Origin of the sequence: Flavobacterium pokkalii, assembly GCF_014596575.1 — a bacterium.
Lineage (GTDB): Bacteria > Bacteroidota > Bacteroidia > Flavobacteriales > Flavobacteriaceae > Flavobacterium > Flavobacterium pokkalii.
The window spans coordinates 40,093-58,614 of sequence record NZ_NASZ01000004.1; the positions used below are offsets into that span (position 1 = coordinate 40,093).

At 34.4% G+C, this 18,522-nt stretch carries 10 protein-coding genes; 3 read left to right on the plus strand and 7 right to left on the minus strand.

What is annotated here, in order from left to right:
* Positions 1-8 precede the first annotated feature (8 nt).
* From B6A10_RS04420 to B6A10_RS04430, 3 genes are read left to right on the plus strand one after another with little or no spacing between them, the layout of a single operon-like run.
* A complete protein-coding gene (locus B6A10_RS04420; protein ID WP_188219864.1) occupies positions 9-1,142 on the plus strand; it encodes an endo-1,4-beta-xylanase in 1,134 nt (377 codons plus the stop codon).
* Between the two features lie 5 nt (positions 1,143-1,147).
* Positions 1,148-2,581 (plus strand): MFS transporter, encoded by a 1,434-nt coding sequence (locus B6A10_RS04425; RefSeq protein WP_188219865.1) that lies wholly within the window; start codon positions 1,148-1,150, stop codon positions 2,579-2,581.
* A 34-nt stretch (positions 2,582-2,615) separates the two neighbouring features.
* Positions 2,616-3,641 carry a glycoside hydrolase family 43 protein gene (locus B6A10_RS04430; RefSeq protein ID WP_188219866.1) on the plus strand — a complete coding sequence of 342 codons (1,026 nt, stop codon included), beginning with the start codon at positions 2,616-2,618 and terminating at the stop codon, positions 3,639-3,641.
* 476 nt (positions 3,642-4,117) lie between these two features.
* Here B6A10_RS04430 and B6A10_RS04435 read toward each other — a convergent pair whose 3' ends face one another.
* The 7 genes from B6A10_RS04435 to B6A10_RS04465 all read right to left on the minus strand — a co-directional run bounded on the left by B6A10_RS04435 (position 4,118) and on the right by B6A10_RS04465 (position 18,278).
* Entirely contained in the window at positions 4,118-5,359 is a 1,242-nt protein-coding gene (locus B6A10_RS04435) for a cellulase family glycosylhydrolase (protein ID WP_188219867.1), read from the minus strand.
* A 128-nt stretch (positions 5,360-5,487) separates the two neighbouring features.
* On the minus strand, positions 5,488-7,191 hold the full coding sequence (locus B6A10_RS04440) for an endo-1,4-beta-xylanase (RefSeq protein ID WP_188219868.1): 1,704 nt from the start codon (positions 7,189-7,191) through the stop codon (positions 5,488-5,490).
* A 39-nt stretch (positions 7,192-7,230) separates the two neighbouring features.
* On the minus strand, positions 7,231-8,244 hold the full coding sequence (locus tag B6A10_RS04445) for a DUF5627 domain-containing protein (protein WP_238929359.1): 1,014 nt from the start codon (positions 8,242-8,244) through the stop codon (positions 7,231-7,233).
* A gap of 74 nt (positions 8,245-8,318) precedes the next feature.
* On the minus strand, positions 8,319-10,070 hold the full coding sequence (locus B6A10_RS04450) for a RagB/SusD family nutrient uptake outer membrane protein (protein WP_188219870.1): 1,752 nt from the start codon (positions 10,068-10,070) through the stop codon (positions 8,319-8,321).
* Positions 10,071-10,098: 28 nt separating this feature from the next.
* Positions 10,099-13,116 carry a SusC/RagA family TonB-linked outer membrane protein gene (locus B6A10_RS04455; RefSeq protein WP_188219871.1) on the minus strand — a complete coding sequence of 1,006 codons (3,018 nt, stop codon included), beginning with the start codon at positions 13,114-13,116 and terminating at the stop codon, positions 10,099-10,101.
* Between the two features lie 44 nt (positions 13,117-13,160).
* Positions 13,161-15,050, minus strand: a complete 1,890-nt coding sequence (locus B6A10_RS04460; protein WP_188219872.1) for a RagB/SusD family nutrient uptake outer membrane protein — start codon at positions 15,048-15,050, stop codon at positions 13,161-13,163.
* A gap of 12 nt (positions 15,051-15,062) precedes the next feature.
* Positions 15,063-18,278: a SusC/RagA family TonB-linked outer membrane protein gene (locus B6A10_RS04465; protein WP_188219873.1), complete on the minus strand. Its 3,216-nt coding sequence runs from the start codon at positions 18,276-18,278 to the stop codon at positions 15,063-15,065.
* Between the last annotated feature and the right edge of the window lie 244 nt (positions 18,279-18,522).

Consider the following 18,522-nt stretch of genomic DNA (forward strand, 5'->3'; position numbering starts at 1 on the left):
TATAAAACATGAAATCAACCAAACCAATTTTACTCTTCTTCTCGGCAGTTTTTGCCTTAAGTAGCTGTAATAATAAAATCAATACTAAATTGACAACTACAGGCGCTTCACTTAAAGATGCTTTTAATGGCGATTTTTATATTGGAACCGCATTAGATGTCAATCAAATTGAGGAAAAAGACCCCAAGGTAACTCAGTTCATTTCAAAAGAGTTTAATGCAATTACTGCTGAAAACATCATGAAATCAATGTTTGTGCATCCGCAAAAAGATAAATTTGATTTTGAAACAACCGATAAGTATGTGGCTTTCGGAAAAAAACACAATATGTTTATTCACGGGCATACTTTAATTTGGCATAGCCAATTACCGAAATGGTTTTCTGAAATAAAAGACAGTGCCGAAATGAATGCTGCATTCGAAAACCACATTACAACCATTGTAAAAAAATACAAAGGTCAAATTAATTCCTGGGATGTTGTTAATGAAGCAGTCAACGATGATGGAAGTTTAAGAAAATCGGTGTTTTTAAAAACACTTGGGGAAGATTTTATAGCTAAGGCATTCCAACTTGCAGCGGCAGCTGACCCTAAAGTGGATCTTTATTATAATGATTACAGCATGACAAATCCCGCAAAAAGAGAAGGTGTAATCAGAATGGTAAAAAAAATACAGGAAAAAGGAGTTAAAATTGACGGTATTGGCATGCAGGGACACTGGCATCTTGACAGACCTACAATTCAGGAAATAGAAAAAAGTATTCTTGCGTATTCCAATTTAGGTGTAAAAGTGGCTATTACTGAACTTGATGTATCTGCTTTACCTAGTCCTTTCGGATTACAGGGTGCCGAGGTAAGTCAACGATTTGAAAATAATGAAAAAATGAATCCTTATCCTAAATCATTACCGGATTCCATACAGGTTAAACTTGCGCAGCGTTATGAAGATATCTTTAAACTATTTCTGAAACACAAAGACAAAATAAGCAGAGTTACTTTTTGGGGAGTTAATGATACACAGTCCTGGTTAAATGACTTCCCGATTAGAGGAAGAACGGATTATCCTCTGTTATTTGATGCTAATTTACAGCCTAAGAAAGCCTATTATCAAGTATTAAGTTTAAAACAAAAAACAAATAAATAACTTTCATGAATACGACTTCACAAAAATTATCCATAAAAGAAAAAATAGGATATAGTCTGGGTGACTTAGCTGCCAATTTGGTTTTCCAAACCTTGATGACTTATCTGGCTTATTTTTATACCGATATTTACGGATTATCCCCTACTGATTCCTCGATAATTATGCTTATTGTTGGATTGATAGCTGCATTTATTTTTAATCCGGTTATTGGTGCCATTGCTGACAGAACCAATTCAAAATGGGGAAAATTTCGTCCCTGGATTTTATGGACTTCGGTTCCTTTAGGAGTGGTAGCCTTATTGGCTTTTAGCACACCAAATTTCGCTTATCAGGGAAAAGTAATTTATGCAGTAATAACCTATTCTTGTTTGCTATTGCTATATGCTGCAAATAACCTCCCCTATTCTGCCTTAAGCGGCGTAATTACGGGAGAAATGGCGGAGCGAAACAGCTTATCCTCATACCGATTTGTGGCGGTAATGTTCGCTCAGTTTTTTGTGCAAGTATTCATGCTAGGAATTATCAAAAGTGCCGGAAATGGCGATAAAGCAATCGGTATTGAAAAAGTAATGACCATTCTGGCTATTATAGGAACTATCATGCTTTTAATTACTTTTTTCACTACAAAAGAGCGTATTGTTCCTAAACCGGAACAAAAATCAAGTGTTAAAGAAGATTTGGGCGATTTAATAAAAAATAAACCCTGGCTAATCATGCTAACGCTTACCACCTTGGTATTTATCACCTTAGCTTTAAAAGGCGGTTCTTATGTTTATTATTTTGAAAATTATGTAGACAAGGAGCAATTAACCGTATTTATTCAACCTATTTTAAATATCCTTTCCTCTTTGGGTTTAAACCATTTTGGTGACGATCCTATCTCGGCCGGATTCGGATTATTTAACGCCGGTGGCATTATTTTTATGATTGTTGGAATAACCTTGTCAAAAAAATTAGCAGACAAATATGGTAAAAGAGATATTTTCAGATTCTTTCTTTTTATATCAACACTATTTATCATTGCTTTTTATTTCTATCCTCCGCAATCGGTTTCATTGATGTTTTTATCTCAAATTTTCCACGGTTTTTTCTATGGAATTACTATTCCTGTTTTATGGGCGATGATTGCCGATGTGGCTGATTTTTCGGAATGGAAAACAAACCGTCGTGCCACAGCCATTATTTTTTCAGCAATGATGGTAGGTTTAAAAACTGGTTTAAGCATTGGAGGAGCTTTAACCACATCGCTATTAGGAATTTTTAATTATATCCCGAATTCATTACAACAACCGGAAAGTGCCGTTAATGGAATAAAATTATTAGTTAGCATCTTTCCTGCCATTCCATTCCTGCTGGGAGTTGGTTTGCTGTTTTTCTATGAAATTGATAAAAAAATGGAAATCCAAATCGAATCGGAATTAAAACAACGAAGATCTTAATAATCACATACACACTAATACAAAAACTAAAATTATGCCTGAAGAAAGTATCGAACATATCGACTTTAAAGAATTAGAACAAAATGCGATTTCTCAGCCACTAGTATCTCATATTTACACTGCTGATCCCTCCGCACATGTTTTCAATGGTAAAGTATATATTTACCCTTCTCATGATATTGATGCCGGAATTGCTTTCAATGACAATGGCGATCATTTTGGAATGGAGGATTATCATGTCTTTTCCATGGATTCCATTACATCTGAAGCAAAAGACAACGGACTTGCCTTACATGTAAAAGATGTCCCTTGGGCAGAACGCCAAATGTGGGCGCCGGATGCGGCACATAAAAATGGAAAATACTACCTTTATTTTCCTGCCAAGCGTACCAATGGAATTTTCCAAATTGGTGTTGCCATTAGTGATTCACCAACAGGACCTTTCATACCTGAAAAGGAAGCTATCAAAGGCAGCTATTCGATTGATCCGGCTGTGTTTGAAGACGAAGATGGAAAATATTACATGTATTTTGGAGGGATTTGGGGAGGTCAGCTTCAAAAGTACAGAAATAATAAATATGCCGAAAAAAATGAAGAACCAAAAGATTATCAGTCTGCTTTAGGTCCAATAGTGGCTCGACTTTCAGATGACATGAAAGAATTTGATGAAGAACCCAGAGAAATCAAAATTTTAGATGAAAATGGTCATGAAATTCTAGCCGGAGATCACGAACGCCGCTTTTTTGAAGGCCCGTGGCTTCATAAATACAAGGGTAAATACTATTTTTCATATTCAACCGGAGACACTCATTATATTTGCTATGCCATAGGCGATAGTCCTTATGGCCCATTTACCTATCAGGGAATAATTTTAGAACCTGTTGTAGGATGGACAACCCACCATTCTATTTGCAAAGTTGACGAAAAATGGTACTTATTTTATCATGATTCAAGTCTATCAAAAGGGATTACCCATCTTCGATCAATAAAAGTAACCGAGATAAACTACAACGAAGACGGGACGATACAAACAATTAATCCCTACAAAAATGAGGATTAAACGAATCCTGTCTGACCTGTAAAAAGGCTCTTTACAGGATCATAAAAAAATTTTAAAACAGTAGTAAAAATTTACTACTGTTTTTTTTTATATCTATTTTATTTAATCAATCGCTAAAAACAAGTTTTCAAAATAATAAAAGTAAAATGCGAATCAATTCCTGATTTAAAGATTTATAAATAATCTTATCAAAAAAAAGCTGTCCAAAATCAGGACAGCTCTTCAAAGGGTTATTTTGGTTGATTGGTTTTGTGTTTAATATTAATTTTCACAAATTATTTTACTTAATAAATCGGATAGGTCAAAACCTAATTATTTAATTTCATCTTTGTTTATTTTATCAATATAATCAACAAAAGTTCTTGGATTATTCTTGATATTTATAAGTACTAAGCTCAATTAATATTTTCATGACTTAAATTATTTTCTCCTTTCAGATAATCAAGAAGCATTTTATCAACTAAACAAGTACCATTTTAGTTACATAACTTCATTGTTTTAGCATAGTCTTTAAACCATTTATTCACTGGATTTGCGCATGCCTGTGGATCATTATCATAAGCAACACCTCCTGTAAGCGAGCCTCTGTCAATAAGATTTTCAGGTGATAAAACATTCCAGCTTACATTTCCGGATTCATCAGTAATAGCTTTAAAATTAGCGCCAAAACCCCATCCTCCTGAAGTTCCGGTCACTCCTCCTTTTCCCCATACAGGATATTTATCAGGCCCCCAGTCAATTTCTGTAATGGCAATTGGAGCAATATCTGCCACAGGCTTGATATTTTCATTCCAATTGGCTCTAAAAACCGCAGGATCATTATTATCTTTTCCCCAATATCCGGGATAAATATGAACCGCATAACCAATGTTAGTTCCCGAAATTGGATTTACTGCATATCCTTTGTACTGAGACTGCCATCCGGAACCCGGAATCCACAGTATATTATTAGCTCCATTTGCCCGAATCATATCTACTATAGGTTGGAAAAACAATTTCAACTGATCAAAATGAGCCTGAGTATTAGCTCCATAAGTTCCATCTGGAAGTTTTATTCTGATTGGCTCATTTGCCAATTCAAACATCACATGATCGACATTTTTTAAGGACGGATGTTTAGATATATAATCCCATATTACTTTTAAAAAATCATGATAAGCATCTCCTACACCTATTTGTTCAGGACAAACACCAGGTGGACGCAAAATAATGTACATTCCTCTTGTTTTTGCATGAGCTATAAGCGGAAGAATCACTTTATCTATAGCGTCCTTAAAGCGGTCAATATTAAATTGGGAAATATCATTTTCCTGAATACCTGAAACACCTTGATTATTTGTCCAATAAGGATCAATATGTAAACGAACATAATTAAGGTACCAACCTTGTTTTGCATCAGATAATTTATCCATTATTGCTTTATTATAGGATAAACATCCAGCTACATCATAATTGTTCCAACGCCATTCACCCACTGCTCCACCATTGAACCAAGGACTTGGAGTCATGGCTACTCCATGTAACTTAACAATATTTCCGCAAGGATCTTTTAAATATTTTCCTTCCACTTTTAATTTAGGTGTCCCTAATGGCCACGTAACTGTTTCTTCGGCGGGTACTTCTTTTATAGGGTCTTTTGAAGTTGGAGTTTCATCCTTTGAACAGGAAAACAGGAATAAACAAACAAGTTGAATACTCAATAACTTATATAATTTCATTGGGTTTCATTTTTAAATTAAAAAACCTTTGGACGTAATTAAAAAAATAAGTACGCCCAAAGGGTAAACTCAAACTAACTATTTTATGATGGAGTTAAAAAAAGATATTTATATACTTTTAATTTTATTTATTTTGAAGACTTAAGACCTTCAGCAAAACCAACATAAGCAGGTTTACGTGTGTAATTTAAATCCCAAAGTCCAATTGGTTCTCCCCCTCTCCATGATGAATTAGCCGGACTGTCGGTTGCAGCCCATTGCGTAATACCGTAACGCTGAGCAGCTGGTACAATATCAAAATAAGCTTCTACTATCTGCTTGTAAAAATCTGACATCTGCTGTAATTGGGCAGAAGTAACATTTTCAGTTTTTACCGTGACTCCGCCCACTTTGATTCCCATATCAAGTTCTGATATTTTCACGAGTTTGCCTGTTGCCGCTAATTTTGTCAACATTGTTCTAATTCTCTCAATGGTAGTTTCACCTAAGGTTACATGCATTTGAGTACCTATACCGTCAACTATTTGTCCTTTACTTTCAATATAATTGATATACTGAATAAGACCATCACATTTATCACCACCTCCTTCAAGACCGTAATCGTTGATAAAAAGTATATCATTTGGATTACCGTGTAACCTAGCTAGTCTAAACGCTTCCACCGCATAATCTTTCCCTAAATAATCCTGCCAGTAGAATTCATCAGCAGCCATATTGGTTTTACCAACACCGGTTTTTAATTCAAATTGATTTGGCCAGTCTGACATTGGTTCATTAACTACGTCCCAGGCTTTTACATAAGTTTTACAATTAGTAACCATTCCGGTTATCCATTTATCCAGTGCTTCTGCAATGATAGCTTTCTTTTGTTCAGGTGTTTTTTCTTGAGTTTGAATACTTCCTGTTGCATTATACTTTTCTATTTTAACATTATCGTAGTAAAAATTGGAAGCTGTTTTTCCAAGATTAAAAGCAATTGTATTACAGTCTTTCATTTGTTCAGAAACCGTAATCTCTTTAACATAAGTTGCCCAAGTTGTTGTATAAGGAACTGAACCAAAGAAATCCCAATGTCTATAACCACCGGGGTTTAATTGTGCCTGTGTAGGAGAAGATGCTGTAACATCAGCACGCACATCCATAGTAAGTCTGTATTTCTCTCCCACTTGTACAGCCGGAGAAAACTTTATGTAAAGCTGTGCATCCCATTCATTAGTACGAACACTGGCATTGGTTAATTTAAGTGCTCTGCCTGTACCGTTTGCCCCTTGACCAGCAGCAGTATAGCTTGAAGTTAAACCTGCATTAATCTGATAATTGGAAGTATTATCAGTCTCAAAATTATTTTCCATTATCAAATCCCAACCTGGACCCGTTGTTGATAAAACATCCGGAGCAATCAATTTATTCAAATAAGTCGCATTTTGATTGGCATGCCAACAAAGCGTATGACCAAAAACGGAAACATTAGCTTCCTGAGCTGTTTTTAATAACTTATTGACATTGTCAAGATTAAGACTTCCATCAGCTTGAACTATTGCGCCGTGTTTCATTTCGTAACCCAAAGTAATCTCATCAAAATTTCTATTGGCTAATCTATACATTACATTTTTATTTACGTAATCAGACAAACTCATTCCTAATCCTAATTTAAAATTAGGATTAGCTTCTCTATCCACATACGTTTTTAAATCCGCATAAGCATTAATTTCTTCCTGATTAGCAATAGTAACCGGTTTTTCAACATCGTACGAAAGTACATGTGACTCAGTACAGGATGCTAACATTATTAAAAACGCAGCAAATGGTACAATTCTATATATTTTTTTCATATGATTTATTTTTAAACAGATAAAAATTACCTTAATAAATTACTTACGCACCGGACTAAATGTTTCCGCTTTAACTCCTCTGTCACGTAATACCAGAGTATCTTTAGTAGCAACATTAAAATCTGCTAAATTAACCGTGTAATCAAGATAAAGTGCATCTCTATCTTTAGATCCCCAACTATTTTTCTCTCCTTTTTTAACAAATTTTCCTGTTCCGGTTGCTGTATAACTACCTGGATTAGAAGAAGAAACGGCACAATTGCCTGCTTCATCAAAAGAAAGAATTAATTTACAATTGATATTATTACCTCCGGCGTCTTTATAAACTACAGGAAAATCAATATTGGTCAATGAAAGCGTATTGATTTTAAAAACTTCATCTTTTTCTACATAAGCCTGATGTCTAACAATTGTTTTATTTAATGAAGTATTTCCATTATTGCCTACTATAACATCTTTTCCTCTTCGCAAATAAAAACCATCCCAAGGATTAACATACTTTATGGCATAAAATATAAAATCCTTTGGAGCAACTGACCAATCAGAAGCTATAGCTCTGTTAGGATTAGCAACTAATTCCTTACCTGATAAAATAGTATCGGCATTCATCACATAAGTCATTCTAAGAGGAATCACATAAGTGTTTTTTATAGCAAGTGGATCTGCAAAAAAGGCATCAGTCAATTGAACCTCTACACCTCCTGTAATTTGTCCTTTGGAAATAATAATTTTATCTGATGATAAAGTATAATAATTACTAGGCATAGCAACAATGTCAGCACCTGCCGCTTTAAACAACAATCCGGTTGTTAATGGATTAGCAACTTCAACATCAATAGTAACATTTTTATCATTACTATATACACCTCCCAAAGTTGCCATGATTCTGCATTTGTGCTCATTATCCATAGAGGTATCAAAAACATCATCCCCCAGAGTTATTGTTCTAACCGGAAATTGATAAGCAAAGTAAACAGATTGGTAATCAAAATTATCAAACACCACTTCTTCATTTGAACAAGATGTTAAAGTGATGAATAAAATTGTGAACATTAAAAATATCTTATTTTTCATTTTCTTCTGAAATTATATTAAAAATAAATAGTACTCTATAAGTTTTATAAACTTTACCATCCTTTATTCTGAATCAACGCGTTAAACTTCAGCGTTTCACTATATGGTATTGGACCATAGAACATATCATTAGTAAAAACTCTATTCTCAACAGAAGGAATTTTAGTATATGTAGGAGAAGCTGTAGTCCCTTGAATATCCATACCTTGAGCTGATTCGTTTAAGTTTAATTTCCATCTGCGTAAATCCCAAAAACGGTATCCTTCAAAACATAATTCTAAACGACGTTCATTTCTTATTAACTCACGCATAGCATCTTTGTCTGATTTAATGGATTCCAAATAATTATCCGGTTGTGTAATACCAGCACGTTTTCTTATTGCTTTAATCACATCATAAGCTGAAAAACCATAACTAGCTGTTGCTAAAGGCCCCCAAGCTTCATTGGCTGCTTCAGCATAAATTAAATACAATTCGGTGTAACGCATACGAGGTCTATAATGTCTTTGACTAGTTGTTGAATTAGGATTCAAATTCACGTCCTGTCTTAATAGTTTTTTCATATAATAACCCGTTCTTGTCGATGTTTCCACCTTATTTAATGCATCGTTAGTAGTTCCGTTACTGGCAGTTGTAATAACCGTTGAACTTACCCCGGCCACATCCTGATTCACTAAAATAAAATGTTTTAAACGTGGGTCACGATTTGCATACGGAGTAGCTGGATTGTAATTACTTGTAGCATTAGTAATAGGATACCCATTAGCTGCAGGAAAAGCATCTACTAAATTTTGTGTAGGATTAACACGTCCTCTACCATAAAGTGTAGGAGGAAAATTATCAGCCTCTAAGTTATTACTATTAGCAATATCAGTTCTCCAAACTACTTCTTTCGAATTTACTCCTGTACCTAGTGCCGCAATTTCTGCGGTATTTTTATACCAGGTTAAACCTGTAGGATCTATACCTGCAATACCTCCATTAAGAACTAATAATTCTCCTGCTGAATTAGCGGCAGCAGCCCAATTAGCAGAGTTTCCACTATTGAATGCCGGACTGGCAGCTAATAGTGCAGCCTGAGCTTTAACAAACATCACTATTCTTCCGCTCATTCTTTGTCTGGCAAGATCTCCAAAAACTCTATTGTAATCATTTAAATTATCATAACCCGGAGGTAAACTGGTTGCTAATTCAAAATCCAAAGGAAGAAGTTCTCTTGCTTTGGTAACATCACTATAAATTTGATCCATGCATTGTTGAAATGTATTACGTGGAATATTAAAATTAGAAGCAGATGTTTCGGGCTCTAATAAAATAGGGACACCTAATAACTCGTTCCCTTCTGTTATCCCAGCATGAGCCTGTAATAAGTAATACATATACAAGGCACGTAAACCATAGGCTTCCCCTTTCAATCTTTGAGCAAATAACTTACTAACATTTTCATCTTTAGCCCAAGTCACTTTATCCACTTCTGCAAGAAAAATATTGATATATTGAATAGCCGCTTTTGAGTTTGTCCATTGATCTAATGGATTAAAATTAGCAGCCCATTGTCCCGTAGCAATCTTACGATAATTATTGGCTACATCATTTGAAACAGCGTCATCCGTTGCTACATCACTAAAAGACCAACCGTTTCCTGGGAGTCTCGTATATGCATTCAGTAGAATTCCTTGTGCAAATTCTGCTTCAGCATACATATCATCAATCCCCCTATTATTTTCAATAGCCGGCTCTATAAGATCATCACAACTAACAAAAGTAAAAATGACCGATAATAATATTAGAAAAGTTTTTTTCATATCATTTATTATTTAATGATTTGTTATTTTAAAATAAAGCTTTTAAACCTAAATTGAAAAATCTGGTTTGTGGAGCCCCTCCAACATTGAGTTCCATAGTTTCACGTTCAGGAGATATTGTCAACAAATTAGCTCCATTTACATACACTCCCAATTCATTAATAAATGAATTTTGAATCATTTTCTTTGGGAAATCGTAGCTAATCTGAACTCTAGCCAAGTCTATTCTATTGGTACTATAAATCCAAAAGTCTGATGAACGATAATTATTATCACTTGTCGTTGTAGTTAATCTTGGATAAGTAGCTGTATCCTGATTATCAATAGTCCAACTATTTCTTACCATTACTGAATATTTATCTTCCCCATCTATCCAAAAGTAAGAATTGTTCTTCATAGCGTGAGCTCCAAACTGCCCCGTTGCTAAGGCAAAAAATGTTAAGTTTTTCCATTTTGCAGTAAAATTAACACCTCCAGTAAATGGAGCACCACTCCAACCTGCTTTACCTAAATAAACTTCATCCTGAGCATTAATTATACCATCTCCATTTTGATCTTTATACTTTATGTCTCCAGGTTTAACTTGTCCAAATGATGGTGTTGCATGATTAGCTATATCTTGAGCGTCTGTATAAAAACCTTCGTTTTTAAGTCCCCAAATTGCATCTAAAGGCTTCCCTTGTCTGTTTTGATATTGATCTTCAAACTGTTCAGCTCTTTTAGAGGCTTTAGTATCATAATAATTTCCTGCAATTCCTAATGACAAATCTACTTCTCCAACTCTTTTATTAACTCTCACATTGAAATCAAAACCAATTCGCTTATCATCATTATAATTGATAAAAGGAATGAAAGAAGAATTTGGAAAACCTGTAGTAAAATAATTAGGATATAAAACATTAGCCTGTATCACATTTCCCTTAATCTTATTAGCAAAGAACGAACCGTTAAAAGTGATTAATTTATTAAGAAAAGAGGCTTCTATACCTGCATTAATTTCCTCTCTTTTAGCATAAGTAAGTGCTAAATTCTCCCCTCTTCTTGAATCTGTACTTCTGTTTAAAGCACCATCTCTCCAACTAAACCAGGCCCCATCTGTTTGAGAATAAATACTTTCATACAAATAATAATTCGAAACATCTAAATCTGTATTTAAAATACCTGCAGATACAGTAAGTTTTAAATTATCCAGAGCAGACCAGTTTTTCATGAAATTCTCTTTACTCAATCTCCATCCTAAAGATAATACCGGAGAAGTTGCATTTCGCTTCGTTTCAGCAAACTTAGCAGAATGAACCAATGCTTCACTAAATTCTACATAATACTTATTTGCATAATTATAACTTAAATTAAGTCCTAAATTAGCATTACTTACTTTGTGATATACTTCAGAGATTGACTGTTGAAATCCATTAGCAATTAACATTCCTGAAAAATTATGAACTTCATTAATCTTTTTGACATAATCAAACTGACCTGAAAATGCCAACGTTTGCTGATAAGCACTATTAGAAATATTTTGAACTCCTGATTTAGCATCCTCTCCAAATTTAGTTAAAGAAGTAATTTGATCAAATCCGGCATAGGTATTCCAATTAGCCTGATAAACAGCATAAGTATTGTTAAAGGATTGATTATATGAAGTTTCGTAGTCTACAGCAAATTTAGAATGAAAAGACAAACCATCAATAAAACTATTCAACTTTGCGTCAATACCTGTATTAAACTGAAACTGACGATTAGTATAAGTATTATACCCCCCAGCATAAATAGCCGCAAATGAATTATTTAAATCCAATTGAGTACCACCAAGAAGATATTTACCCCCAATGACATTGTTACTATTATTTACCATTGCAAAGGATGCATCATCTCCTTCTTCAAGCATATCGATAGGTATTAAAGGAGTAAAACGATGAGGTCTTGTAGTTGCTGCACTATTCCAATAATTAGTATTTACACCTCTACCATTGTAATAAATAGCATTAGTACCAATTGAGGCTGAAATGAAATCATTAATTGCCAAATCTACATTTCCTCTTATGTTAAAACGACTAGTATTATTATTTTTAGCTTCTCCAAAATCCAATAATTCTCCTGCTCTTGAAAAATTAACTACTGTATAATATTGGGCTATATTATTTCCCCCTTTAATTTCAACATTAGCATCATACCTTTGAGAAAAATCCTTTAAATATTTAGAAGAATAATAATCCGTATCGGCATATCTGTAAGGATTATTTCCGGAAGCATAATTATAAATCGTTTCATCCGAATACAATGGTGATAAACCATCATTCATACGAGCCTGATTGTAATATTTCATGTACTCTGCTGACCCCAGATATTTAGGAAATCTTTTTGCTACATCAATCCCTGCATTAGCTCTGACGCTGATTTGTTGTTTTTGAATTTTCCCTTTTTTTGAAGTAATATAGATAACCCCTTTAGCAGCACGGCTTCCGTATAAGGCTACTGCAGCAACCCCTTTCAAAAAAGTTACCTGTTCAATCTCTACTGGTAAAATAGAACCTGCACTACGAGGAATACCATCTACTAATACCAAATAGCCACCTGTTCCCCAAATATTTCCACCATTAAATCCTCCAACAAAAGTTTGCAAACCATCTAAACTGTAAGTGGTATAATTTTTTTCTAAAATATCCGGTAAGTTAACATAAGATACTCCTCCTAAAAGATCCGATTCCTGAACTTTCTTAAAAGCAACTTGAACTTGCTGACTCTTATCCAGCACTAAACTCATTTCATTAGATGTAACAACAACTGATTTTGTAATATAACCCGTTGCATTTATTAATAATTTTGAATTCACAGGTACACTAAGTAAAAATTTCCCTGTAAAATCAGTAGTTGTTGAAATATTATCTTTTTCACTAACCAGAGTAGCTCCTATAATTGGCTTCCCTTCAGCACTCTTTACAATACCATTGACATCAATTGTACGAACAGCCTGACCAATTAGAATTGTAGGAGAAAAAGCAATAATCAAAAAACATAACACTATTCTTAGTTGTATATATCTCATTATTTTCTAATTTGTATTTATAATTTTTAAAATAATCTGCATAATTACCATCCTGGATTTTGTGGAAATTCCAAATACATGTTCACATCAGCATTTTTCAATGGTAACCAGTAATGCTTATCACTAAAATTTCTCTCTAGGATAACCGTTTCACGAATATTAAGTACTTTATTCGTTTTAGGAGTTGCAGGATTAAAACTAGGATCTCTATCAAATTCTATTGATTTTTTCAAAGTATATGGACTTTGAGTAAATAACATCCATCTGCGAAGATCATTGAATCGGTGTCCTTCAAAAGCTAATTCAACTGCACGTTCACGTCTTACTTCGCTCATAAACAAATCAAGCGTAATTAAAAATTTATTAGCAACATGACCTACATTAGCTCTGTCTCTAACCACATTTATAGCTTCTACAGCAGTTTTATTATAAGAAGGGTCTTTACCATTTGGTGAGTTGTAAGCTATAGCTGCAGATTCGGCGTACATTAAATATATATCAGACAAACGCATCCATGGAATATGAATATTTAAGTTACTTCCCCAATCATAACCTCCATCATATTTATTAGCCGTAATTGGTATAAACTTATATAATAAATACCCTGTTCTACTTCCTGTACTTATATTACGATAATTACCTCCGGTATATAAATTCGCGTAACGATCTGCAGCATTTGCAGCAGGAATTGTCCCCTTAACACATTGTACCCCATCATAAACTATATCGTTGTAAAAACGAGGATCACGACCTTGCCATGGGTGAGTTGGATCATATCCGGACTCTGCATCCGCTTGAGTAATATTTGTTATTGGTAAACCATTTGCCATACCATAATAATCAACATAATTTGCCGTTGGAAGAAACTTAACATCTCCGTCAACCAATATTGGAGCAGGTTGATATTGCTTACTTGTTCCCCAGTTAGAACCGTTTGCACCGAAATATGGACCTCTAAAAATAGCTTCAGTCCCTCCCGGAATAGCCCAGTTTTGTCCGGTAGTGTAAAAATTATCACTGTACTTAGCAAAAGGCAATAATGCGTATTTAGAATTACTACTCTCAGTATGATTTAACAATTCTGCAAAAGCCTGAGCAGCCTTTTTACAAAACTCTGTATTGTAGGTAGCACTTCCGGTAGAGACTTTATTCATTAAAGGACTTCCTGCCCATAGATAATTTTTACCTAAGTATCCTAAAGCCATTATTTTATTAATACGCAAGGCATTTTTTCCTAAAGTTCTTTTTCCTACAGTAGTTTCATCCCAATCAACAGGTAATAAATCAGCCGCTAATCTAAAATCGGCTGCTGCTTTTTCGGCACATTCAGCATAACTAAGTCTAGGCAGAGTCAATGGTTGATCGCTAGGAAGAACAGTATCTATGTATGGAAGCCCACCAAAATACTGCATGAACTGGAAATGGAACCATCCTCTAAAAAATAAAAGTTGGCCTTTTATCATATCTTTTTCTTCCTGGGTAGCATCTTGCAATTTATCCATATTGGCTAAACCAATATTGGCTTTACGGATACCAGCCCATCCTAAAGTCCATAAATCTTTAGCAAAACGATCGTTATTAGTCGATACTCCTCTTCTATTCATCCATCCTGCCTGCCAACCATCGTATTCGGATTGCCAGCCCCATAAATTTCCGTTATCAATTTTAACAACAAAATGGAAATCACGTGCTGTAGATTGAATTTCATCTTCTCCCCAATTCCAGGAATTTGTCCAATAGGCATTCGTAAAATCAGGAATACACTGATATAATTCTTCTGTAAATCCCTGAAATTTAGTAAAATTTTCAAATGCCTCATTTTCAGAAATTATTGTATCCGGAGATCTGTCAAGATAATCTTCGCAGGATACCGAACTAAATATCAAGCCAAATATAAAGCCATATTTTACTATTGTTTTGAAATAATTTTTCATACATTTTTAATTTTAAAAAATAATATTAGCTCCTATATTAAAACGTTTAACGGTTGGATAAGCACCTTGTGAAGCCCATCCTGTTCCAGCATAATTACTTTCTCTATCATCCGGCATTTTTGACCAGAAAAAAAGATTATCTCCGTTTATAAAAACTCTTATATTTTGAAGTCCCAACGATTTTATTAAAGAAGTACTTCCATCAAATGTATAGGCAATTTCAGCATTCTTCAAGCGCACATAAGATCCGTCATACATATGCCGTTGCGCATCATTATAACTACTTGGTGTAGAAAGCCATCGAGGCATTGGAACATCTGCATTTATATTGTCCTGAGACCACAAGGAGCCTTGATTATAGACTACATGGTTTTGTGAAACTAAACTCCCTAAAACTACCTGCCTTGTAACGTTGTTAACCCCGTAAAACTGAACAAACGCACTAAAATTTTTCCAGTTAAAACCAACAGTAGCATTATAGGTGTTTTGAGGCGTACCAGCATGACCAAAAGGAATATTGTCATAATTATCAATTACACCATCTGCATTATAATCCAGTAAATTATAATTACCCGGTAATTTTTGATTATCATTGGTATTGGTCATAGTACTTGCATACAATTCATCCCAAGTATTATAATACCCCTGCCCAACATAAGAATATGCCTGCCCAATAACTTTACCTTCTGTTTTTTGGTAATCAGGCAATAACTGCGCGTTATTAGCATCAATAATTTTGTTTTTTGAATGACTCATATTCAAGTCTGCCCACAAATTCAAGTTATTAGCAAAAGTATGATTCAACTTAATCTCTATTTCATAACCTTTATTAGTAACTCTTCCCAAGTTAGCAGCAGGAGCTACTGCCCCATAATAGGATGGTATTGATCTTCCACCACCCGCAATAAAAATATCAGATCGATCTTCTTTAAACAAATTGAAAGTTCCTTTTACAAGACCTTTGAATAAACCAAAATCAACACCTAAATTAGATTTCTTTGCCGTTGCCCACTTTACATCCGGATTTCCAACTGCTGACTCTTTATACCAATTATAAGGACTAAGCTCTCCTCCTTCTCCGGTTGTACCTAATTGAGATTGTCCTCCAAAACTCCATTGAGTTAAATAAAGCCATCTGGAACCACCTATATTATCATCACCAACTTCACCATAATTTAGTCGAATCTTAAGCATATCCAGGAAAGATTCTGTTTTTTTCATAAAGTCTTCTTTAGAAACTATCCAGGTAATTCCTCCGGATGAAAAGAATGCAAAACGTTTCCCTTTAATAAATCTTTCAGAACCATTATAAGCACCATTATATTCCGCAAAATATTTCCCGGCAAAACCATAAGTAGTTCTAAATACCCAGTCTTCTCTGTAACGTGGAATTTCACTTCCTGTAGCACTTTTATCCCTATTAAAAAGCCCCATTGCCATAATATCATGCTTGGAATTTATGTTTACAGTATAATTCATTTGAGCCTGATAAAAAATCCTTCTATATGAAGCCCAATCCTGTACATTTCCTGCACTTGGAGACCATTTAATACCTTCCTGAAAATCAAATCTATTATTGGAATCGTAGTTTTGTTTGTAAGTAACGGTACCAGTTACAGGATCAATCCATTTTTCTTGTGTATTATTATATAAATCAGTAACTCCACGATCGGCTTCTACGAAAGTATTATCTAATGCTATTTTACCATTAAAACTAAGTCCCTTAATCAACATATCCAGTTTTTGATCTAGGGTAAAATCGGTTGTGAGTCGTGTTGTAGTTCTATATTGAACACCACTAATAGCTAAATTACGGACGGAATTTGATGCCTTCCCTTCATTTGGTGCAAAATACCCCCAAGAACCATCCGATTCATAATAAGGTAAAAACACATCCGGAGCTGTTGAATAAGCAGCATCCCACATAGTATATTCTCCTCCTGTAGCTCCCCAAGGACTTTTCTTTACTCCATGTGAACCAGAAAGATTTACTTTAAAAGTTGTAGTTGGAGAAAATTGAAAATCCAAATTAGTTCTAACATTCAAACGATTAAAACCATAACCTGGTTCATAACCTCTATTATTACTATATTTTCTAAAAAGATCGCCTTCATGTAAAAAATCTGCACTGGTAAAATACTTAACAAATTCAGTACCTCCACTTACATTTAAACTGGCATTATGCGACATTACATAATCCTTAAACAATGTCTTTGCCCAATCTACATTTGGATAACGCTCTCTTTCTTCCTGATTAGCAGGAAATCTATATTTATTGATAATATCCTGTGGAAGATAATCATTCCAACTTGACGGAGACAATGCCAACTCATTCTCAATAGCCTGATTTCTTATCATTAACGCATCATACGCATCATACTTATTTGGTAATTGAGAAGGAACTTTCATTGTTGAATTAACGCGGGCTCTAATTAAAGCTTTCCCTATGCTTCCTCGCTTAGTTGTAATAATAATTACACCATTTGCTCCTCTTGAACCATAAACGGCTGTAGCAGAAGCATCTTTTAAAACAGAAACAGATTCAACTGATCCAATATCTACACTGTTCATTGGGCGCTCAATACCGTCAACTAAGATAAGTGGAGAGGAATCATTCCAAGTACCTGTTCCTCGTATTACAATTCTCGGATCTTCTTCTCCCGGCATACCTGTACTGGCAGTAGTAATCAAACCAGGAGCGTTACCTGTTAAAGCTGCACCAATACTTTGAACCCCTCCAGCTCGTTCTAGTGTAGATCCTGAAACCTGAGAAATGGCAGCAACTAAACTTTCCTTCTTTTGTTTACCATAACCTACAACCACTACCTCTTCTAAAGAAGTCTGATCAGTAGCCATTACAATATTAATCACAGTTTGCCCGCTTACTTTTTTCTCTACTGTTTTAAAACCAATACTACTAAATATTAAAACTGCATCCGAAGAAGGCAGGCTAATCTTATATTTCCCATCAAAATCGGTTATTACACCTAATTTAGTATTTCCCTTAACAGCTACAGTAACCCCTGGAATAGGCAACTTATCTTCGGCGGAAGTAATTGTTCCAGTTATAATTATCTGCTGGGTATTCTGATTATTCTTTGTTACTAAAAAAGGTAAAGAAGTACTCCCTTCACTAGCCAACAATACATTTGAAAACATAAACTGAAACAAAACTCCCATTACCACGAACTTACCTTTTCGCGGAATTTTAATTAATTGTTTTTTCATATTAATATTTTGACATTTTTTAATTTATTAAAAATTAGAATTTGACTTGATTTCACATAAGCTGCTTTTCTCTTTTAAATAAAAAAACAATTAAAACCATGCTTCTGAAAACTTTTATACAGTTTAATTTCATGATTTATATAACTAATTGTTTTTCTTCGCATTTCAGTATGCAAAAAGGATTAAAAAGCGATGCGATTTAGCTACTAAAAACAACTTTAACAATTTTTAATTTCTGTAAAAG